The 22,038-nt window shown below is 40.0% G+C and carries 19 protein-coding genes; 12 read left to right on the plus strand and 7 right to left on the minus strand.

Annotated features, from left to right (window positions below):
* The first annotated feature begins 8 nt into the window (after positions 1-8).
* Complete coding sequence (gene arsC, locus FHT21_RS05450; RefSeq protein WP_167293725.1) at positions 9-353, plus strand: arsenate reductase (glutaredoxin); 345 nt, start codon at positions 9-11, stop codon at positions 351-353.
* A gap of 54 nt (positions 354-407) precedes the next feature.
* On the opposite strand, the gene FHT21_RS05455 is transcribed toward arsC, so the two are convergent.
* From FHT21_RS05455 to FHT21_RS05470, 4 genes are all read right to left on the minus strand, one after another.
* Positions 408-902 carry a hypothetical protein gene (locus FHT21_RS05455; RefSeq protein WP_167293726.1) on the minus strand — a complete coding sequence of 165 codons (495 nt, stop codon included), beginning with the start codon at positions 900-902 and terminating at the stop codon, positions 408-410.
* Between the two features lie 26 nt (positions 903-928).
* The gene (locus FHT21_RS05460) at positions 929-1,429 is read right to left on the minus strand and encodes a hypothetical protein (protein ID WP_167293727.1); all 501 of its coding nucleotides are present in this window, start codon (positions 1,427-1,429) and stop codon (positions 929-931) included.
* A 167-nt stretch (positions 1,430-1,596) separates the two neighbouring features.
* Complete coding sequence (locus tag FHT21_RS05465) at positions 1,597-2,304, minus strand: TIGR00730 family Rossman fold protein (protein WP_029278019.1); 708 nt, start codon at positions 2,302-2,304, stop codon at positions 1,597-1,599.
* Positions 2,305-2,321: 17 nt separating this feature from the next.
* Complete coding sequence (locus tag FHT21_RS05470; RefSeq protein ID WP_167293728.1) at positions 2,322-3,830, minus strand: sodium:solute symporter; 1,509 nt, start codon at positions 3,828-3,830, stop codon at positions 2,322-2,324.
* Between the two features lie 279 nt (positions 3,831-4,109).
* On the opposite strand from FHT21_RS05470, the gene recR reads away from it, so the two are divergent.
* Positions 4,110-4,727: a recombination mediator RecR gene (gene recR, locus FHT21_RS05475; protein ID WP_167293729.1), complete on the plus strand. Its 618-nt coding sequence runs from the start codon at positions 4,110-4,112 to the stop codon at positions 4,725-4,727.
* A 91-nt stretch (positions 4,728-4,818) separates the two neighbouring features.
* Positions 4,819-5,637, plus strand: coding sequence for an SDR family oxidoreductase (locus FHT21_RS05480; protein ID WP_167293730.1), 819 nt, complete (start codon positions 4,819-4,821; stop codon positions 5,635-5,637).
* 844 nt (positions 5,638-6,481) lie between these two features.
* On the opposite strand, the gene FHT21_RS05485 is transcribed toward FHT21_RS05480, so the two are convergent.
* Positions 6,482-7,423, minus strand: a complete 942-nt coding sequence (locus FHT21_RS05485) for an ion channel (protein WP_167293731.1) — start codon at positions 7,421-7,423, stop codon at positions 6,482-6,484.
* Positions 7,424-7,726: 303 nt separating this feature from the next.
* Between FHT21_RS05485 and trpD the strand changes: the two genes are divergently transcribed.
* The 5 genes from trpD (at position 7,727) to FHT21_RS05510 (ending at position 12,537) form a co-directional block, all read left to right on the plus strand.
* On the plus strand, positions 7,727-8,716 hold the full coding sequence (gene trpD, locus FHT21_RS05490) for an anthranilate phosphoribosyltransferase (RefSeq protein ID WP_167293732.1): 990 nt from the start codon (positions 7,727-7,729) through the stop codon (positions 8,714-8,716).
* On the plus strand, positions 8,710-9,342 hold the full coding sequence (locus FHT21_RS05495) for a phosphoribosylanthranilate isomerase (RefSeq protein WP_243853867.1): 633 nt from the start codon (positions 8,710-8,712) through the stop codon (positions 9,340-9,342). Before trpD ends, FHT21_RS05495 begins: the two co-directional genes overlap by 7 nt.
* 79 nt (positions 9,343-9,421) lie before the next feature.
* Positions 9,422-10,603 carry a tryptophan synthase subunit beta gene (trpB, locus tag FHT21_RS05500; protein ID WP_190328181.1) on the plus strand — a complete coding sequence of 394 codons (1,182 nt, stop codon included), beginning with the start codon at positions 9,422-9,424 and terminating at the stop codon, positions 10,601-10,603.
* A gap of 48 nt (positions 10,604-10,651) precedes the next feature.
* The gene (trpA, locus tag FHT21_RS05505; RefSeq protein ID WP_167293733.1) at positions 10,652-11,419 is read left to right on the plus strand and encodes a tryptophan synthase subunit alpha; all 768 of its coding nucleotides are present in this window, start codon (positions 10,652-10,654) and stop codon (positions 11,417-11,419) included.
* Between the two features lie 476 nt (positions 11,420-11,895).
* The gene (locus FHT21_RS05510; protein WP_167293734.1) at positions 11,896-12,537 is read left to right on the plus strand and encodes an NAD(P)H-binding protein; all 642 of its coding nucleotides are present in this window, start codon (positions 11,896-11,898) and stop codon (positions 12,535-12,537) included.
* Positions 12,538-12,650: 113 nt separating this feature from the next.
* Here the strand turns inward: FHT21_RS05510 and FHT21_RS05515 are convergent, their stop codons facing one another.
* Positions 12,651-14,120 carry a rhomboid family intramembrane serine protease gene (locus FHT21_RS05515; protein ID WP_167293735.1) on the minus strand — a complete coding sequence of 490 codons (1,470 nt, stop codon included), beginning with the start codon at positions 14,118-14,120 and terminating at the stop codon, positions 12,651-12,653.
* A gap of 151 nt (positions 14,121-14,271) precedes the next feature.
* On the minus strand, positions 14,272-14,748 hold the full coding sequence (locus FHT21_RS05520; protein ID WP_167293736.1) for a GNAT family N-acetyltransferase: 477 nt from the start codon (positions 14,746-14,748) through the stop codon (positions 14,272-14,274).
* A gap of 181 nt (positions 14,749-14,929) precedes the next feature.
* Between FHT21_RS05520 and FHT21_RS05525 the strand changes: the two genes are divergently transcribed.
* The 4 genes from FHT21_RS05525 to FHT21_RS05540 all read left to right on the plus strand — a co-directional run bounded on the left by FHT21_RS05525 (position 14,930) and on the right by FHT21_RS05540 (position 21,424).
* The gene (locus tag FHT21_RS05525) at positions 14,930-15,535 is read left to right on the plus strand and encodes a TetR/AcrR family transcriptional regulator (protein WP_167293737.1); all 606 of its coding nucleotides are present in this window, start codon (positions 14,930-14,932) and stop codon (positions 15,533-15,535) included.
* Between the two features lie 69 nt (positions 15,536-15,604).
* Positions 15,605-16,807, plus strand: coding sequence for an efflux RND transporter periplasmic adaptor subunit (locus tag FHT21_RS05530; RefSeq protein WP_167293738.1), 1,203 nt, complete (start codon positions 15,605-15,607; stop codon positions 16,805-16,807).
* Positions 16,808-16,830: 23 nt separating this feature from the next.
* Positions 16,831-20,031 (plus strand): efflux RND transporter permease subunit, encoded by a 3,201-nt coding sequence (locus tag FHT21_RS05535; RefSeq protein ID WP_167293739.1) that lies wholly within the window; start codon positions 16,831-16,833, stop codon positions 20,029-20,031.
* On the plus strand, positions 20,018-21,424 hold the full coding sequence (locus FHT21_RS05540) for a TolC family protein (protein ID WP_167293740.1): 1,407 nt from the start codon (positions 20,018-20,020) through the stop codon (positions 21,422-21,424). Before FHT21_RS05535 ends, FHT21_RS05540 begins: the two co-directional genes overlap by 14 nt.
* The last annotated feature ends 614 nt before the right edge of the window (positions 21,425-22,038 follow it).

The following is a 22,038-nucleotide window of genomic DNA, read 5'->3' on the forward strand; positions in this document are numbered from 1 at the left end:
ATTTCTATATGATTACGATTTATCACAATAACCGCTGTACCAAAAGCCGTTGTGCTTTAGAGGAACTTGAAAAAAGCGGAAAAGATTTCGAAGTGGTTTATTATTTGGAAACCCCGCCCAATAAAAGTGAACTCGAAGAAATTATTCGAAAACTGGGTATTAAACCATTGGAATTGATCCGTAAAGGGGAAAAGGTTTTCATTGAAAATTATAAAGGAAAAACCTTAACCGATGAAGAATGGGTTGAAGCTATGATTACGCATCCAATTTTAATTGAAAGACCGATTATTGTTTCAGGAGATCAGGCAGTTATCGCCAGACCAACCGAAAAAATAAAAGAGATTTTGGGATAAATTCAGCATGACGATCGCGTTTGGAAATGTACTTCGAAGTACAATCTGCAGAATCTAAAAAATATTCTTGAAACTAAACAAAATGCAGATGACAATGATAAAACCAACAAGCAGCCTCGAATAGTACTCTCGGATAAAAAGCCCGCATAAAATCAGCATATCGTCGTCCACATTGCTATGTAACATGCCATTTCCACTTGAAGCATTGAACAAGATCTGTTTATCCTGATGGTTGTTTAACGACCACCGGCTTAACCAGCTGTTTTGAAAGCTCCAATCAAAAGTATCGCCAGAGGCAAATACAATTTTGGCCTTAAAACGAAGCCAGTCGTAAGTAATTATAGCTAAGATCTCATTCTGATTATTCAGTAATTTAGTTTCAGGTTTAGAATATCCTTCACTTTTTAACAGGTAAATACCAGCCTGGGTAGTGGCTATAGCTGAATTTTTCCACGAACTAAAATTCAGCGAAAATTTTAATAGCCCGTTCTTAAATACCTGATAATTGCTATCAAATAAACCTTTTCTCCAATTTAATACCTGTTCCATCTCACAAAAGGATTTAACTTTTTTTACTAATGACGGTTAATTGATACCGTTATAATTGGTATAATGCAGGCAACAAGTACAATAGCGCGTTTGTTGTAAATTTGTTTAATAAATAAACCTGCAATAATCAATAATTCATTGTCTGTATCAGAAGAGATAGCACCACAGTTACTGCTTGCGCTATATGCAATATGCGCATCTTTATAGTTGCTTAGTGTCCACTTCGCTTGCCATACTCCTGTTGATTTCCATTCGTACTGTTCGCCGGATTTTAAGCTGATCAGTGCTTTTGATTTCCAGCTGTCGTAAGTGATAACTGCGACCACGCCACCTGTTTTTCTGTCAATTACCTTTGTGCTCGATTGCCAGAAACCTTCGTTTACAAATTGATAGTTTTTATCTTCAAGCATACTTTCTGCATTACTCTTCCAGGTTTCGAATGTGATCATCCCTTTCTGAACACCATCTGCAAAGAGTTGAAAGTTGCCACTAAGCCAATTGCTTTTCCAGTTGATAAATTTCGACATTTTAGATGCTTTTTATTTTAGATACCAGTTAGTTAAAGTTGTTACAATAAAAAAAGTGCTTATTGTTTGTAAGCACTTTTTCAGTTAGCAGTTTGCAATTTTCAGTTAACAGTTTTCAATTAGCTACAGGCAAGTACCAATGACTAATGAACCATTGAACCAATCTACTAGAAATTCGGTTTAAGTACATATTTATCGTAGAAACGGAAAATGTGCTCTGCAGCTTCTTCGGCGGTATCTACCAACCGGAAAAGATTTAAATCTTCTTCGTGGATATTGTGTTCCTTCTGCAACATCGTTCCTTTAATCCAATCAATTAATCCTCCCCAATAATCAACACCCACCAATACGATTGGGAAACGGGCAATTTTTCCGGTTTGGATTAAGGTTAAAGCTTCAAATAGCTCATCCATAGTGCCAAATCCGCCAGGTAACACTACAAAACCCTGGCTATATTTCATGAACATGACTTTGCGCACAAAGAAATAATCAAACTCCAGTAATTTATTATGATCGATATATTTATTGTGGAACTGCTCAAAAGGCAACTCGATGTTTAAACCTACCGATTTACCCCCATTGGTATGGGCACCTTTGTTACCAGCCTCCATAATACCAGGGCCACCGCCAGTAATTACGCCATAACCTCTATCGGTTAATAATTTACCGCACTGCTCTGCCAACTGGTAATATCGGTGTGTTTGGGCAGTACGTGCCGAACCATAAATGGTAACGCACGGACCAATTTTAGCTAGTTTTTCAAAGCCGTCTACAAATTCGGCCATGATTTTAAAAATTTGCCAAGAGTCGGTTACTTTGATTTCTTGCCAGTCTTTGTTTTCGAAAGCACTTCTAATTTTTTCTTCACTCGTCATATACTGTTATTCTAATATTAAAATTTGGTTTGTGCATCCGTTTTTTTGCTGATGAACAACAAACCTATAAATGTGATTAAACCGTTAATTAAAATCAGTTCAACACTAAATACATATCCACCCAATATTGCGGCCGAATTGCTTGCCAGCAAGTAACATAAAAAAGGTGATAATAAGCAAACTATCGGCACTAATTTATCATGAAGTCCGCGTTTTTTTACAAATAATCCAAAACTATATAAACCTAAGAGTGGTCCGTAGGTGTAAGAGGCAATGGTAAAAATCAAACTGACTACTGATGAACTGTTCAGCGCATTGATAACGATGATAACAAGGAACATCAAAATAGAAAATGCTACGTGTACGGTATGGCGCTTTTTTACGGCGTCTTTAGCATTTACATTTTCTGTTTTAGCCATGCCTAAAAAGTCTACACAGAACGATGTGGTTAAGGCTGTAAGTGCCGAGTCGGTTGTGGCAAATGTTGCCGCTGTTAAACCCAGCATAAATATAATTGCGGGTACTGCACCCAGATTATTTAAAGCAATTTCGGGGAATAATAAATCTGTTCGCGGTTTTGCAGTAATATGATCTAAAGGAATATCGATACCGTTTTTTGCCGCAAAAATGTATAACAAGGCACCCACACTCAAAAAGAAAACATTTAAAATTACAAATACGCCTGTAAAAGTGAACATGTTTTTCTGTGCCTCTTTGATGGTGCCCATGCTCAGGTTTTTCTGCATCAAATCCTGATCTAAGCCTGTCATTGCGATGGTAACGAAAATACCACCGATAAACTGTTTACTGAAGTAGAATTTATTGGTCAGGAAATCATTTAGAAAGAATATTTTCGAGTAACTGCTGGATTTTATGGTTTCGAATGCCTGTGGAATACTGAAATCGAGACTGTTGCAAATAAAATAAATCGTCAAGAAAACCGAAAGTACCAGGAAAAAAGTTTGCAGTGTATCGGTAATGATGATGGTTTTTAATCCACCCTTAAACGTGTACGACCAGATTAGTGCCAAAGAAATTAAAACCGTTAACCAGAACGGAACGCCATAATTATCGAATATAAAACGCTGTAAAACAATCACTACGAGGTATAATCTGGTAGCTGATCCCAGAGTGCGGCTTAATAAAAATATCGATGCTGCTGTTTTATAGCTATAATGGCCTAATCTTTTTTCGATATAACTGTAAATAGATGTTAAGTTCATCCGGTAGTATAGTGGAAGCAAAACTGTAGCGATGATGATAAAGCCAACTGCATTACCCAATACAAATTGAAAATATTGAAACTGGTTTCCACCGGGTGCGCCAACTTCTCCGGGTACCGAAATAAAAGTAACGCCCGAAAGTGCGGTTCCGATCATTCCAAAGGCAACTAAATACCATTTAGAATTCCGGTTGGCAACAAAGAAAGTAGAATTATCGGATGAATTTTTTGAGGTTACAAATGAGATAATGATCAGCAATAAAAAGTAACCGATCAGGAAACACAGTAGGATGGTTGGAGACATAGTTTCGTATTAAGCTGATAAATGTAAAGAAAAGTATCAAATCAAGCAATATTGTTGGGTCGGAAGTCGAAAGTCCAGTGGGGCATAAAGTAGGAAGTATTCTAATAACCGATTGCAAAGATGTACTCCTTGTACAAATGAACCATTATCAGTTTGTGGTTGACAATTGACAGTTACCAATGACGAATGAACTATTGAACTAATATTCAGTTGGCAATTGACAGTTACCAATGAACAAATGCCTAATGAACTATTGAACTAATTACTTATTTTTGCATTATGAATTTTTCATCCAAACTGCTCGAAGATGCGGTAAACGAATTCTCAAAACTTCCTGGTGTAGGGCAAAAAACGGCTTTACGTTTGGTATTACATCTTTTAAACAAAGAGCAGGAGGAGGTAAACCAGTTTGGCAATACTTTTATAAAACTTAAACAGCAGATTAAACATTGTAGCACTTGCCATAACATTTCCGATTATGCAGTATGTGAGATCTGTACTTCGCCAAAACGTGATAAAGAAACCATTTGTGTGGTAGAAGATACCCGCGATGTGATGGCCATTGAAAATACCGGTCAATATTTTGGAGTTTACCATGTTCTGGGCGGCTTAATTTCTCCAATGGATGGCGTTGGTCCTTCCGATCTGTTTATTGATGGATTAGTGGTCAGAATGGCCGTGGGAGGGGTTAAAGAAGTAATTTTAGCATTGAGTCCGAATATGGAGGGCGATACCACATTGTTTTACCTGTATAAAAGATTAAAGGAGTTTAATGTTCCGGTAACGACCATTGCACGGGGTATTGCTTTTGGCGGCGAGCTGGAATATACAGATGAAATTACACTCGGCAGATCGATTGTAACCCGTGTACCTTACGAAACTGCAATGATGAAATAGTCATAATACAACCCACAACAAACTACTTCAAAAAATATAATAAAGCAGTATTCAGTCTTGATACTTGATACTCAAATCTTGATACTACACAATGAACCTAAAAAATAAAGTCATCATCATCACCGGGGCATCGAGCGGAATTGGAAAAGCTTGTGCCGAAGAATTTGCAAAACGTGGTGCCAATCTGGTTTTAGCCGCACGTCAATATGTAACCCTTTGCGAAATTACTGCCGATCTGGAAAAAAAATATAATATTAGAGCGGTGGCTGTTCAGGCCGATGTAAGTAAAGAGGCAGATTGCGAACTGATTATCAAACAGGCTTTAGTATCCTTTCAAAAGATTGATATCCTGGTAAATAATGCCGGATTATCCATGCGTGCCCTGTTTAACGATCTGGATTTATCGGTACTTAAAAACCTGATGGATGTAAACTTCTGGGGAACCGTTTATTGTACCAAATATGCTTTGCCCGAGATTTTGAAAACCAAAGGAACCATTGTTGGCGTTTCGTCAATTGCTGGTTTCCGCGGTCTGCCGGGTAGAACGGGGTATTCGGCCTCTAAATTTGCGATGAATGGCTTTATGGAATCATTACGTACCGAACTGTTAAAAACAGGGGTGAATGTGCTTTTGGCCTGTCCTGGTTTTACGGCGTCGAATATCCGTGTTACAGCTTTATCAAAGGATGGTGCCGCACATGGAGAAACGAGTATGGATGAAGGTAAAATGATGTCTTCAGAAGAAGTAGCAAGCATTATTGCTGATGGTATCGAAAAACGAAAACGAACTTTAATCATGACTGGACAGGGGAAATTAGCCGTTTGGATGAATAAACTCTTCCCGGCTTTTGTAGATAAAAAGGTTTTTGATCTGTTTGCGAAGGAAAAAAATCCGTTGATTAAGGGGTAGGGTTTAAGGTTTAGGCGGTTAGGGTTTAGCGTTTAGGTTGCAAGGTTAAGTTAGTGGTTTAAGCTAATTAATTGTCAGTTTGAGCGGAGTCGGACATCCCTCTGAAAGAGGGGAATGCAAATCGCATAGAGACGATGAGGGGCTGAAAGGCGGGGTAGTCATATTTAGCACAGACCTGACTGCCATAAACCCGGTAATAGCGAGCATCCCGATCCTTCCATCGGGATAAAGCGGATAACGGGACTACCGCAACCGATGAACACCGAAACCTGCTTTTCAAAAAACAAAACAATTTTATAAAAGAGGAAAAAAGATCCTTACACCGTTCGCGTAATCTTTTGATGAGCGTGGGTGATGAGGAGCTACATTTTCGGATCTGATAGCTATCGGATGACAAAGCGCTTTGGGTACTTTGGCCCTCCAAAATGCGCCAGCATTCTTGAGCACAAATAAAAATAACATGATCTGCGAAAAACTACCATGCCCCGCGGCAAAGAGCGAAAACAACAACATTTATCTCTAAACTAGCATTTTTAAGCTATCAAAGCTTGTTATTAGCAGGAAAGATGCTGAAATAAATTCAGCATGACGATCGCCTTAGGAATATGTGCTAAAACAAATAGAGGCTCATGTAGGTGTGTTCACGCAGTAGCTTCTCCGGTGGGATGCCTGAAAGGTGGGGTAGTCATATTTAGCACAGACCTGACTGCCATAAACCCGGTAGTAGCGAGCATCCCGATCCTTCTATCGGGATAAAGCGGATAACGGGACTACCGCAACCGATGAGCACCGAAACCTGCTTTCCAAAAAACAAAACAATTTTATAAAAGAGGGAAAAAGATCCTTACACCGTTCGCGTAACCTTATCCAATTTACTATAATCCATTACCATTTTACCTGCATCGTTATGGTAGTACATTTTCTCAAACCTAGCATCCATTTCTATTTCTTCATCCTGATAACTGGTTCTGGTATGAATGGTTTGCGAAAAAGTATCATCAAAGGCTTTAAGCATTACAAAAATTTCAACCTCTGCCTGTTGTAACTCCGTTAACGATTTTTCGTAAAACGGACTTTCCTCGGTAATAGGGTGTACCAAAGTCCAGTTTAAAGACAGGATACCGATTTTATCGCGTTCCAGTGCCAAAGGGTAGAATCTTCTTACATGTTTGCCATCAACCGTTTCGTTGTACGACATTACCATCTGTACTTCCACTTCGATAAGTTGGTTACGGCGGAGGTTAACTAAACGGCACATTAAACCGTGGCCTTTCTCGTAGGGGGCAATCACCATTTTTTTGCTGAAACTTACTTTAGAGGTAGGTCGACTGAAGCGGCCATATAATAAACCCGTAGCCAATGCAAAAGCCAACAGGCCCAGCATACTTTCGAAAGCAGCTAAAATGCTGGTAATAAAACCCTGCGGTGAAATATGACCATAACCCACAGTAGAAATGGTTTGGGCAGAAAAGAAAAAAGCATCAAAAAACTGGTCGCGGAGTGTTAAACCTTTGGCACCTTCTAAGTTTTCGATCCCAACAACGTTGTATAAAACAGCGAATATGGTATTAACAATGAGGTAGGCTACAAGGATAACAAAGAAAAACCGCGGCCAGCTCATGGTAACCAAACGGGTATAGGTATCATCAAACTTAAACCAGGGCAGGCCAGTACGTTCGATATTTGCCGAACCATCGGGGTTGAGCATGCGCTGGTTTTTGGTAACGGGATTGGATCCGAAACCGAAATCATCATTAAACTGTACTTTTCTTTTAAAGAAAACCATATATTTTTAGAAAGATTTTGGAATATTAAAAAACTATGTCAATATTTGCTTTATACAAACATGATAATTAAAAACTTAAATAACAATTGGTGGTGGCATAACGAAATTCGTTAGGCAAATTCTATTGTTATATATTTTAAAATATTTTAAACACAACGAAGAGGATTGCCCAAAAAGCAATCCTTTTTTTATGCAATTTTTTGGAGGATCGTCATGCTGATCCGATAGCGATCGGATTTAGTTCAGCATCTAAGTGAAAGATGCTGAATCAAGTTCAGAATGACGATAAGAGGTACACAAAACATGAAAAAAATATTAAACCATTTATTCGAGAACAAGAGTTTTAGCAGGGAAGAAGCAAAGAACATTTTAATTTCCATTTCAGAAGGAGCTTTCAATTCTTCGCAGATTGCCGCTTTTATTACCGCTTATGCCATGCGTAATATTACTGTACAGGAGTTACAGGGCTTTCGTGATGCGATGCTTGATATGTGTGTTAAAGTAAATTTATCGGGTTACGACCTGATTGATCTTTGCGGTACCGGAGGTGATGGTAAAGATACTTTCAATATTTCTACCTTATCCTCATTTGTAGTGGCAGGTGCTGGTCATCATGTGGCCAAACATGGTAACTATGGCGTTTCTTCGGGCTGCGGTTCTTCTAACGTAATGGAATATTTAGGTTATACTTTTACCAATGATGAAAACACTTTAAAACGCAACCTGGATAAAGCAGGGATCTGTTTCCTGCATGCCCCTCTGTTTAATCCGGCGATGAAAATTGTAGCACCAATCCGTAAGGAACTGGGCGTGAAAACTTTTTTCAATATGCTGGGGCCAATGGTTAACCCCGGACAGCCGAAATACCAGATGGTAGGCGTTTTTAGTTTGGAACTGGCCCGTTTATATGCTTATTTATACCAGGACACCGATAAAAATTATACCATTGTGCATGCACTGGAAGGTTATGATGAGGTTTCATTAACCTGTGATGTGAAAACCTTTTCGAACAAAGGCGAACAGATTTTAACGCTTGCTGATATGGGCTTCGAAAAAGTGGATGTAAATGCGATTAAAGGTGGTGATACCGTAGAATCATCGGCCAAAATATTTATGGATGTATTAAATGGCGAAGCCACAGATGTACAGAACAACGTGGTTTTGTGCAATTCGGCACTGGCCATTAAAACCATAAAACCCCAACTATCTTTTGCTGATTGTTTTTACGAAGCAGAAGAATCGTTAATGAGCAAAAAAGCACTTAACAGTTTCAAACAACTATTGGCATGTTAAAGTTAAAAGTTTGCGGTATGCGTTTGGCAGCGAATATTGTTGCGGTTGCTGAACTGCAGCCAGATTACCTGGGTTTTATCTTTTATGAAAAATCGCCAAGGTTGATCAGTGATGTTTCTGCTGAATTGATCAAATACATTCCCTCGGAGATTAAAACTGTAGGGGTGTTTGTAAATGAAGGGCTGGAAAAAGTAAAAGATAAAGTAAACACCTTGAAGCTAAAGGCTGTTCAGTTACATGGAAGCGAATCGACTGAATACTGTGCAGCATTAAAATCAAGCTTTCCTGCTTTAGAAGTGATTAAAGCTTTCGGAATAGATGAAGATTTTGATTTTTCAGGTCTCGAAGCTTATTTAAATGTGGTGGATTATTTCCTGTTCGATACCAAAACCAAAACACATGGCGGATCGGGAAAAACATTCGATTGGTCTGTTTTAGACCGATATACTTACACTAAACCCTACTTTTTAAGTGGTGGCATTGATTTAGAACATGCACCGGCAATAAAAGAAATAAATGATGAGCGCTTATATGCCCTGGATATCAATAGCAGATTTGAAATTGAGCCAGGTTTGAAAGATGCAGAAAAGATTAAAGAATTTATTAAAGAAATGAATACGAAATAATGTCATCCTGCGCCTGTCGAAGGAATTTAGTATCGCATTTCGACAAGCTCAATGTGACAGATTAGTTGATAAAAATATTATGAAATACAAAGTAAACGAAAAAGGATATTATGGAGATTTTGGTGGTGCGTACATCCCCGAAATGCTTTATCCAAACGTAGAAGAATTGCGTCAAAACTATTTAAAGATTATTGATGATGCCGATTTTCAAAAGGAATTTCATCAATTATTGAAAGATTATGTTGGCCGTCCTTCGCCTTTATATCTTGCCAAAAGATATTCTGAAAGATATGGTGCCAATATTTTTCTAAAAAGAGAAGATTTAAACCATACTGGTGCCCATAAGATCAACAATACCATCGGGCAAATTTTATTGGCCGAAAAACTGGGTAAAAAAAGGATTATCGCCGAAACTGGCGCTGGTCAGCATGGTGTAGCTACAGCAACCGTATGCGCGCTACGTAACCTGGAGTGTGTAATTTACATGGGCGAAGTTGATATCGAGCGCCAGGCACCGAATGTGGCCAGGATGAAAATGTTGGGCGCAAAGGTTGTTCCGGCAAGCTCCGGAAGTAAAACCCTAAAAGATGCCACTAATGAGGCCATGCGCGATTGGATTAATAATCCGGTAGATACGCACTATATCATTGGTTCAGTGGTTGGTCCACACCCTTATCCTGATATGGTGGCCATTTTCCAATCGATTATCTCTGAGGAAACCAAAAAACAGTTATTGGAGCAGACTGGAAGCGATCAACCTGATTACGTTTTGGCCTGTGTAGGTGGTGGCAGTAACGCCATGGGTATGTTCTACCATTTTATGGATGATGAAAATGTTAAACTGATCGCTGTTGAAGCAGCCGGAAAAGGGGTGTCGAGCGGGTTTTCTGCAGCAACCACTTATTTGGGCAAAGAAGGCGTTTTACATGGTAGCAGAAGTATTTTAATGCAAACTGAAGATGGGCAGGTGGTAGAACCACATTCGGTTTCGGCAGGATTGGATTACCCTGGCATTGGACCACAGCATGCACATTTGTTTAAAACAGGCCGTGGCCAATATGTTTCCATTACCGATGAAGAAAGTTTAGAAGCGGGTTTGCTTTGCACCCAATTAGAAGGGATTATCCCGGCGATTGAAAGTGCACATGCATTGGCTTACTTGGAAAAAATGGAATTTAAAGGTGGCGAAAACGTAGTGGTTTGTTTATCTGGTCGTGGCGACAAGGATCTGGACACTTATATTAAATATTTTAATCTTTAGAAGAATCGTCATTGCGAGGCAAGAAGCAATAACGGAAAAAGAAAAAACATGAACAGAATCAAAAAACTCTTCCAAGAGAAGAAAAATATATTATCAATTTATTATACCGCCGGTTATCCAAATACTGGCGATACTATTCAAATTGCCGAAGCACTGGAGAAATCGGGGGCAGATATGCTCGAAATCGGTTTCCCTTATTCCGATCCAGTTGCAGATGGACCAGTTATCCAGGCCAGTAGCAAACAATCGCTCGATCAGGGTATGACACTTAAGCTGCTTTTCGAACAGTTGAAAGACTTGCGCAAGAAAGTTACCATTCCTGTTTTGTTAATGGGCTACGTGAACCCGGTTTTGCAGTTTGGAGTAGAAAAATTCTGCGAAGCCTGTGCTGAAGTAGGGGTAGATGGCTGTATTGTTCCCGATCTGCCAATGGTAGAGTATGAGGAATTTTATAAAGATTGCTTCGAAAAACATAACCTGAGCAATGTATTTTTAATTACGCCTCAAACGGCAGAGGAACGCATCCATAAAATTGATGGTTTAACTAATGGGTTTATTTATTTGTTGTCCTCATCAGCTACAACGGGTAAAAACCTCGAAGTTGGCGATACCACGGAAGCTTATTTCAGTAGAATTAAAAACCTGAATCTGAAAAACCCAACGATGATCGGTTTCGGGATTAGCGATAAACAGACTTTTGATAAAGCCTGTTCTTATGCCAACGGAGCTATTATTGGTACTGCTTTCGTTAAAGCCATCGCTGATGGAAATTTAGAAGAAAGTGTGCGCAATTTTATGAAAAAGTTTAAAGCTTAGCGGTTAGTGCTTTTTTATCAATGAATCGTCATTGCGAGAAGGCTTTTTCAGCCGACGAAGCAATCTTTAAAACGAGGATTCACTAGCATGAAAGATTGCTTCATCGTTCCTCTTCGCAATGACGATTACTCTTGTGGTTCGTCACCCTGAACTTGTTTCAGGGTCTTAGTTGTTAAAACCTATAATAGTTTGCCATATAGGGCATGTAAGAACATATAGGCTATGGCGCTTATAGGCACTTTATATCTTATAGGATTCTGTTTTGGTCATTATTTCTCTCAATCCGTTACCCTGAACTTGTTTCAGGGCCTTTTATTTAAGATTAAATTTTCCCCGATTCAGTTTTTTTGTACATTAGTATTATTAAAATCTCTTTATAAAATATTCTCCCAACAGAGCGCTGTTCTGAAATTCTCTTATCCATACGATAAAAGGGATTAAGCCATTATTTTCTAAAATTTTATAAAGAGAACATTATGCAAGATTTAAAAATTGCTTTAGTCGGTGCTACAGGTAAAGCTGGTACTTATATTTTAAAAGCGCTATTGGCGCAAAAATTCAGGGTAAAAGCCTTGGTTAGAAATCCAGAAAAACTTCAGGTCCATCATGCCTCTCTTGAAGTTACAACAGGCGATGTTAGCAATGCCCAAGCAGTATATCATTTTATAAAAGGTTGCGATATCGTTGTGAGTGCCTTGGGGATGGGGCAACCAGCCAGCGAAAAAACAATCTTTACGCAATCTACAGGTAACATCCTAACGGCGATGAAAGGCCTTGGTTTGCAACGTTATATCGTGATTACAGGTATCAACGTAGATACACCTTTTGATGATAAAAATGCAAAAACCAGATTTGCAACCCAATGGATGTATGAGAATTATCCGGTTTCTACAGCTGATAGGCAAAAGGAATACGATATCCTGGCGGAAAGTGATCTGGACTGGACCTTGCTCCGTTTGCCTTTGATTATCCAAACCGACGAAAAAACGGACATAGGAACAAGCTTGATTAATTGCATTGGTGATCAGATTAATGCAGCTAATATCGCCCAGTTTATAATTGATCATTTAGAGGGCGGTAAGTTTGTAAAACAGGCACCTTTTATCTGGAATAGTTAGATTGTTTTGCCACGAAGGCACCAAGACACCAAGAAATAAACTTCGTGTTCTTTGTGTCTTCGTGGTTAGTAATGCTCAAAGCGCTACAATTAATGACAGCTGAGTTTAAACGATTATTCAAAAGATTTAAGCATGGATTCTATTTGCTTGTTGATTTTTGCAATGTCAGCATCATATTTATGCGAATTTTCGTCTACAGCTTTATACATCAGTTCGTAAGCCTTAATCCGTAAATTGCAATATTCTTTTAAAGTCTTATCGCGCTCCCTAACAAATGGTGGAAGGTTCAATTGCTCTAAACTGTCCAGTAAACTGATGTTTTCATTCCAGTAATAAATTCCGCGGTCGCGGATTTCGTATAATACGTCTTCCTTTTTTGCATCTGCTTTAAGCGTATAAACGTCAAGGGCCATTGTTTCCAAAGTCCTGAAACGCTCAAATCTTTTGTCGTATGTAGTTAAACTTTCTGTATTCGGGATCGATTTAATCACACCAAAAGATGAAAAAAGCATTAATATACATAATGCAGCAATAGATACAATCCCTAATGATGGCTTTTCAGGGTTCCTTAAGCTGGGAGTTAAAGCATAGCCGATTACTAGGCCTGAAACCAATCCGCCGATATGGGCCGCGTTATCAATGCCTCCTTTCATACCATAAGCGAGGTTATAAACCACAAAAATGCCGATACTCGTTAACAATTCTTTTCTCGTTTCTTTTTCGATCAGATCAGTGGTAAGTAAAGCAAGAAAAACGCCATACAAGCCAAAAATTGCACCAGAAGCACCTGCACTGATCGTTTGTTCGTGCCACCAGGTACTTGCCAGGCTGGCTCCTATACCCGTTAATAAGTAAGCAGCAATAAACTTGCTTTTTCCAAGCATAGGTTCCAACAGTACACCAACGTAAAGTAATGCGTACATGTTAAAAAGAAGATGTAATATACCGATATGTAAAAAGCAATTGGTGATTAACCGCCAATATTGCCCTATGGAAATTAGTGGACGGAAATTGGCGCCCCAGTTAATGAGGATTTCAGAACTTGGCGAAAAAATGTCTGCGCCACCGATAGCCATCAGAATAAAGATCAGAATATTTAGGTTGACCAGTATTGGTGTGAAGAAAAAATCCCTTTTAGGAATAAACAGCGAAAAGAAATTTTTAACCTTTTGTGTTGCAGATTCTGCCGGAACTTTTAATAGATCAGCAGCAGATAAATCAAGCGAATTGTGTAATTCCTGTGATTTAACCGAAAGTTCATCAGGTGAAATTTCTGCCTGCACAGTATCAAAAGCAGCTAGAAAAGCTTGAACGTTCTTTTTGTTCTTATTAAAATCAATCATTTCGCCTCCAGTCGATTCACTCGAAATGGTGGCCGTTTGTTCTTCAATAATCAGTTTGATTTCGCTGCTTGAGTTAATGGCGGAAGTGCTGCTTTTTGCAATAAAGCCGCTTGCACTTTGATAGTGAATGCTCCAGTTGAGCCGTGCTACTGCCTCGGTGGCTATTGTTAAAAATTCTTGTGCTGTTAGTGCATGAAGTGGAATTTCTTCCTGGTACTTAGGTGTAATGCCTATGGCCATATAAAGAGAGTTAATGTTTCAAGTTCACAAATATAAACGATTGATTTATATTATATAAGTTTTAAGCCGGCCTGGCCACTATTTAAACAATAGACTTAAACTAATCTCTATTGGCACTAAGAGAATTTATTACCTAGGGATTAAGAAACGATCAGCTTTGTGCTTTAGCGCCTTTGTGGCCAATATTTAGGTGATGGTTTCTCCAATCCTCGTAACTCATTTCAAATTTCACTTCTCCTTTATTTACCATGCCCACTTTTTTCCAGCCTTGCCGGGTATAAAATTCTTCAGCACGGGTATTGGGCGATGTACCCAGCCAAATGGGCTCACGCGTTTGATCGAAATACCAGTCCATCATCAAGCGGTGCAGTTCTTTGCCAATGCCTTTGCCTTCAAATTCTGGTCGCAGGAATAAGGCCCAGATGTTATGCTCCTTTAAATCTACGATGGAGAACCCAACTATTGCTCCGTCTATTTCGCAGACCCAGCCTTTACCGCGTTGCGTAATAAATTCTTCGCAATCTTTGTCAGTAACCAGCGCCGGATCTGACAAAATGTTCTCTTTTACCGTATGTCTGACAATTTGTATGGCAGTTATGTCAGTTGTTTTTGCAGGGCGGAAAATCATGGCCTATTATTTTATTGAAATTAACTTAAGTAAAAATGTTCGTTTAAACACTTTAAACATTAATTGTAAGGCATAAAACTAGGCAATAAAATGTTTATGACAAATGAATGATTGTCAATTCTGCAATTGGTTCTACATTTGCTTAACGGTGTTAGATTATTTACACCTTATATTCTGAGTGATGGGAAGTAAAGAGAGAATTCTACGTTTAAAAGATGAAACCAGAACAAAAATTCTGGATGCTGCCTTGAATATTGTTCAAACAGAAGGCTGGCAGGCATTGAGTATGCGTAAAATTGCTGACCAGATTGAATATACTGCACCAATTATTTACGAGTACTTTTCTAACAAAGATGGCATCTTACTGGAACTTACCAGAAGGGGATATTTAATGTTGGCGAAAGATATCCGCGAAGCCAGGGATAAACACGAATCTCCGGAAGATAAAATGGAAGCCATGTGGATTGCCTACTGGAACTTCGCCTTTGCCCACAAAGAATTTTATCAATTGATGTACGGGGTAGATATGGTTTGTTGCAGCGTTAAAAAGTCGATGCCCGAAGCCGAAAACGTGGGGGCGATGTTAGGCGATGTAATCGAATCTTTATTCGAGAAAAAACCAGTATCTGAAGATGATATCTGCATGAAGTATTATACTTACTGGTCCATCATCCACGGTTTAATTTCCATCAACCTGGTTCGCCCAAATGGCAGAACTACCGACGAGTTAAACCAGCAAATTTTAAAAGATGCCATCAAGGGCATTACATTATCTATTAATAGTTAATTTTTTTTTACACGATAATTTAACAGTGTTAAATTATTATACACCATAAGTCCAATTAAATTTAATCATATGAAATCTCTACATCGCTTGTACCCTTTACTTAACACTGTTAAACAGTTTAATAGTATTAAGTTATTGTTAACAATTTCTCTACTATCTATAATTCTGGTGAGTTGTAAATCGTCTCCTGACCAGGCTGCAGCTGCACCACCACCGCCAGCCTTACCTGTAAGCGCAATTAATGCCAGCACCGAAACTACGTATATTGAATATCCGGCTTCTATTCAGGGGGCTGTTGATATCGATGTCCGTCCGCAGGTAAGTGGTTACTTACAAAGTGTTTTGGTTAACGAAGGCGCTTATGTAACTGCCGGGCAAACCCTGTTTAAAATTAATGAAAACCCTTATCGCGAGGCTTTAAACAATGCTAAAGCGAGTTTACATGCAGCAGAAGCCGCTATCTTAAACGCTCAGTTAGAGGTTGATAAGTTAACACCACTTGTTCAGAATAAAGTTGTTTCCGATATTCAGTTAAAAACGGCAAAAACAGCTTATAAAATTGCGCAGGCAAATGCCGAACAAGCTAAAGCTAGTGTTGCTGCAGCACAGATTAACTTAGGTTATACTAATGTTAAGGCTACTGTTAGCGGTTACATCGGCCGTATTCCTAAGAAACAGGGAAGTTTAGTTTCTCCGACTGATCAGGTTGCTTTAACACAGTTATCCGATATCCACGAAGTGCACGTTTATTTCTCCCTTGCAGAAAACGACTTCAACAGTTTCAACGCAAACTACCCTGGTAAAACACCTGCCGACAGGATTAAACACTTACCAGCAGTAGAACTTTTATTGGCCGACAATTCTGCTTATCCAATTAAAGGCAAAATCGATATGATTGATGGTCAGTTTGATAAAAATACAGGTGCCATTACTTTAAGGGCAAGTTTCCCTAATGCCAGTGGCGTTCTTCGCTCGGGTAATACCGGTAAGATCCGTTTAGGTTTGCAACACGACAACGCTATTCTGGTGCCTCAGTCATCAACGGTAGAAATGCAGGATAAAGTATTTGTATTTACCGTAGGCGACAGCAGTAAGGTGAAAAAACAATCCATTACCATTGTGGGTAAAGCCGGCGAAAATTACCTGGTTAAAGATGGGGTAAAAGTTGGCGACCAGATTGTGTTAAGCGGCGTTGATAAATTACAGGAGGGCATGGTGATCCAGCCTCAAAAAGCAGCAGATAAAGTAGCTGTTGCAAAAACAAAAAATTAATAAGACCTAAAATCTAAAAAGTCATGTTTCAGAAATTTATAGACAGGCCTGTACTTTCGACTGTTATTTCCATCTTGCTGGTAATAGTTGGTATACTTGGCTTAACAAAGTTGCCCTTAGAGCGCTTTCCAAATATCGCACCTCCGTCGGTATTGGTAACAGCGGTGTATCCTGGGGCCAATGCCGAAACGATTTTACGTTCGGTTACTCCATCATTGGAGGAAGCAATTAATGGTGTGGAGAACATGACCTACATGACCTCCAGCGCCAGTAACGACGGTACCTTGGCCATTACGGTTTACTTTCAACAGGGTACCAATCCCGATCAGGCAGCTGTTAATGTGCAAAACCGGGTTTCGCAGGCCACCAGCCAGTTACCTGCAGAGGTGGTACAATATGGTATAACCACTACCAAACAGCAAAATAGCTTTATTGGCGCTATCGGTGTGTACTCAGAAGATCCAAAAAAATACGATGCCGTTTTTGTAAACAACTATGCACAGATCAATATCATTCCCGAACTTAAACGTATCCCGGGTGTAGGTTCGGCCAGTGTATTTGGTGGTATTAAAGATTATTCAATGCGTATTTGGTTAAACCCAAGTCAATTGGCCACTTACAAAATTACACCTAACGAAGTGATCACCGCCATTCAGGACAAAAACCTGGAAGCAGCACCTGGTCGGTTTGGGGAAAGAAGCAACGAAGCCTTTGAATATATCATTAAATATAAAGGTAAACTGACCAAACCAGAGGAATACCAGAATATAGCGATCCGTTCTAATGCTGATGGTTCTATATTACGTTTAAAAGATGTAGCCCGTGTAGAATTGGGTGCTTATAGTTATGGTAGTGTAAACCGTTTAAACGGACATGATGGTATTACCATTGGTATAATCCAGTTATCAGGTTCGAATGCCAACGAAATCCAGATTGCCATTGATAAACTGATGGCAAAACTATCGAAAGATTTTCCTGCAGGTATTAAGTTCAATCAGTTTTACCGTACCAAAACCGATCTTGATGAATCCATCAACCAGGTGGAGCACACTTTGATAGAAGCCTTTTTACTGGTATTTATCGTTGTATTTATCTTCCTTCAGGATTTCAGGTCTACTTTAATTCCGGCTATAGCGGTTCCGGTGGCAATTATCGGTACTTTCTTTTTCATGCAGCTATTTGGCTTCTCTGTTAACCTTTTAACCCTGTTCGCGCTCGTACTGGCCATTGGTATTGTGGTAGATGATGCGATTGTGGTGGTGGAAGCCGTGCATGCCAAAATGGAAGAAAACCCTTCGCTTAGCCCCAAGGCGGCAACTACCGAGGCAATGAACGAAATTACAGGAGCCATTATATCCATTACCCTGGTGATGGCGGCGGTATTTTTACCGGTTGGTTTTATGACCGGCTCTACAGGTATTTTCTACAAACAGTTCGCCTTAACCATGGCCATCGCCATCATTATCTCGGCTGTTAACGCCTTAACTTTAAGTCCTGCGCTTGCGGCCTTGTTTTTAAAGAACAAACATGCCGAAGGTGGTCATCACGCACCTAAAAAAGGTTTTGTAGAAAAGTTTTATGCAGGCTTTAACGGTGGTTTCAATTATATGACCAACCGTTATATTGGCGGCTTAAAAGTGCTTATCCGTAACAAATGGATCAGTATGGGCGGCCTTGCCTTAATCGTTCTGGTTACTATTTTTCTGGTAGGCAGAACAAAAACAGGTTTTATTCCTACAGAGGATCAGGGTTTTGTGGCTATCGCGGTTGCCAGTCCATCGGGAACATCATTGGCCAATACCAATAAAATATTAAAACAGGCCGAAGCAGAGTTGAGAGCGATGCCATCAGCAAGATTTGTGATGTCGTTGGCGGGTTATAACTTTTTAACCGCATCTAACAGTCCTTCAGCCGGCCAGATTTTCTTATTGTTAAAACCAAACGAGGAAAGAGGGGCAGTAAAAAATATCGATGAGATCCAAAATATCGTAAGGGCTAAAATGGCAGCTATATCTGCCGGTACCTTCTTTGTATTCAGTTTCCCTACAGTTCCGGGCTTTAGTAACGTTGAGGCCATGAACGTGATGTTACAGGATAAAACGAACGGCAGGCTGGATAAGTTTAGTGGCGTAGCGAATAACTTTATTGGAAAGTTAATGGCGAAACCGGCTATTGCCTATGCGTTTACTTCTTATAAAGCAGATTATCCGCAGTTACAATTGGATGTTAACGATGAAAAAGCCGATCAGTTGGGCGTAAGCAAAAAAGATATCCTACAAACCATGCAGACTTATTTTGGTACTGCGCAGGCATCAGATTTTAACCGCTTTGGTAAATATTACCGTGTAGTGGTTCAGGCTGATGTGGCCGACAGAACCGACCCGGCAAGTATCGACCGTGTGTTTGTTAAAAACAAAAACGGAGAAAGTGTGCCGATTAGTACCCTGGTTAAATTAACCCGTGTATATGGTTCTGAAACGGCTTCGCGTTATAACCTGTTTAACTCGATCGAGGTAAATGCCATCCCTAAACCAGGCTTTAGTTCTGGTGATGCGATTAAAGCAATCGAAGAAACTGCCAGAGAACAATTGCCAACGGGTTATGCCTATGAATTCTCCGGACAAACACGTGAGGAAATTTCTTCAGGCGGACAGTCTACTATAATCTTCCTACTTTGTTTAGTGTTTGTTTACTTTTTATTATCAGCACAGTATGAGAGTTACATCTTGCCATTGGCAGTAATCTTATCTATCCCTACAGGTGTATTCGGTGTATTTGTGGTATTGGGCTTAACTGGTATCGAAAATAACATTTATGTACAGGTAGCGCTGATTATGTTGATCGGGTTGCTGGCTAAAAACGCCATCCTGATTGTGGAGTTTGCCGTGCAGCGACGAAAGGCGGGACTCAGTTTGGTTGATTCGGCTATAGAAGCAGCGCGATTGAGGATCAGACCGATCATAATGACATCACTTGCCTTTGTGTTTGGTTTATTCCCGATGAGTATTGCAACAGGTCCATCTGCACAAGGTAACCACTCCATCAGTATCGGTGCTGCAGGTGGTATGGTATCGGGTGTAATTTTAGGTTTGTTCATCATCCCGGTACTGTTCGTCATCTTCCAGGCCTTACAGGAAAAAATATCAAAAAAATCAAGAAATGAGGTTGTTCACCACAATGGAGAACCTGTAAATAATAATCATGTAGTTTATGAAACGGTTTAATCTAATTACCATCCTGCTCCTTGCTTTAATCTGGAGCGGATGTTCGGTTTCGAAAGATACAGCCTTACCCAATATTGCGCCAGGCTTATTTAGAAACAGTTCACCACAAGACTCTTCGAGCATAGGCACAATGCCCTTAAAGAGTTTTATCAACGACCTTACTGTTCAGAATTTAATTGATACAGCTTTGGTTAAAAATTATGATATGCAGATTGCATTGAAAAATATCGATGCAGCTGAAGTATTGTTTAAACAATCGAAATTGGGTTATCTGCCTGAACTGAAACTGCAGGTGTCGGCAAATTCAAGCCGTCCGAGCGATAACAGTTTAAACGGATTAAGTCTGAACCAGTTTACAGGCTCTACACACATTGAAGATTACAATGCAAACCTGGGTTTGGTTTGGGAGGCTGATATCTGGGGTAAAATCCGCAATCAAAAAGCTGGCGCTTTAGCCAGTTTTTTGCAGACAGAAGAGGCACGTAAAGCAGTTCAGACACGTTTGGTGGCCAATGTTGCACAAGGTTATTACAATTTGTTAATGCTTGATGCACAATTGGAAATCGCTAAAAAGAACTTAAAACTTAACGATAGCACGCTGAGAATTATCAATTTACAGTTTGATGCCGGACAGGTAACTTCGCTGGCCATACAGCAAGCCCAGGCACAACAGCTGGTTGCCGCGCAGCTAATTCCCCGTTTAGAGCAGGGTGTAACCTTACAGGAGAATGCTTTAAGCGTACTGATTGGTACTTTGCCTAAAGCCATTAACCGCGAGAGCCGTTTAGATAAAATGAATATCCCACAGAACCTAAACGCAGGTTTTCCTTCATCTATGTTAAGCCGCAGGCCTGATATTAAAAGTGCAGAACTGGCACTTACCATTGCCAATGCAAAGGTTGGTGTAGCGAAAGCCAGTTTATATCCATCGTTGGTGATTACCGCAAGCGGAGGTATCAACTCTTTTAAAGCAAGCAACTGGTTTAATGTGCCTGCATCTTTATTCGGATTGGTTGGGGCAGGAATTACACAGCCGATTTTTCAAAGAGGTCAGTTAAAAAGCAATTTAGAGCTGGCTAAAATCGATCGTGAGAAATCGGTGATCCAGTTCCGTCAGTCGGTATTAAATGCTGTTGGCGAAGTGTCTGACGAGTTAACGAAAGTAGAGAAGTTAAAAACACAATACAGCATAGCTGAAAAAAGGACACAAACTTTGCAACAGGCCTCGCGCAATGCCAATTTGTTGTTTAAAAGCGGTATGGCCAACTACCTGGAGGTAATTACGGCACAAGGCAATTTATTGCAGAGCGAACTGGAGTTAACCACCATTAAAACAGAGCAGTTAAATGCTGTTGTTGGTTTGTACCGTTCGTTAGGGGGTGGGTGGAATTAATTGAAATATCTAAACCTATAAGGTCTTTAAGACCTTATAGGTTTGTGTATAAATTTAGGCACTAAGGGCGCGATGTTCTTGGTGCTTTTTTGTTAATAAATGTTTCTATGGCGCTTTGCTATATCATCCGATCGTCATTCCCGCGCAGGCGGGAACCTTAAAGCGGTCGCTATGTTGCTGCCCCCTGCTCGGGCTTGCCTCGGCTCACCGCCGCCGAAGGGCTCTTTCTTTATCCTTGATGATAAAGAAACAAACAATCAAGGCTTGGATCTGATGTCGGATAAATTCGTCAAAGCTTTTTTGGTCGTCAGCACAAGCCCCCGATGAAAAATCGGGGAGGGCGTGCTGCCTCGGGGTAGTGGTAGGTTCGAAAGGGAGTGCAAAAGCTTTAACATTTTCTCCTTCCATCATTTCCTAGGCCGGATAGCGGGGTGCAGATCGCATGATATATAGATATAGTTCTGATACGGTAGATTGTTCCGCCAATAAATCCGTCATTGCGAGAAGGCTTTTCCAGCCGACGAAGCAATCTTTTTAGCAGGATTACTTAGCATGAAAGATTGCTTCCCCGAAAAGTCGGGGCAGGCTGTCGTTCCTCCTCAGCAATGACGACC

Origin of the sequence: Pedobacter sp. SG908 (assembly GCF_011759615.1) — a bacterium.
Lineage (GTDB): Bacteria > Bacteroidota > Bacteroidia > Sphingobacteriales > Sphingobacteriaceae > Pedobacter > Pedobacter riviphilus.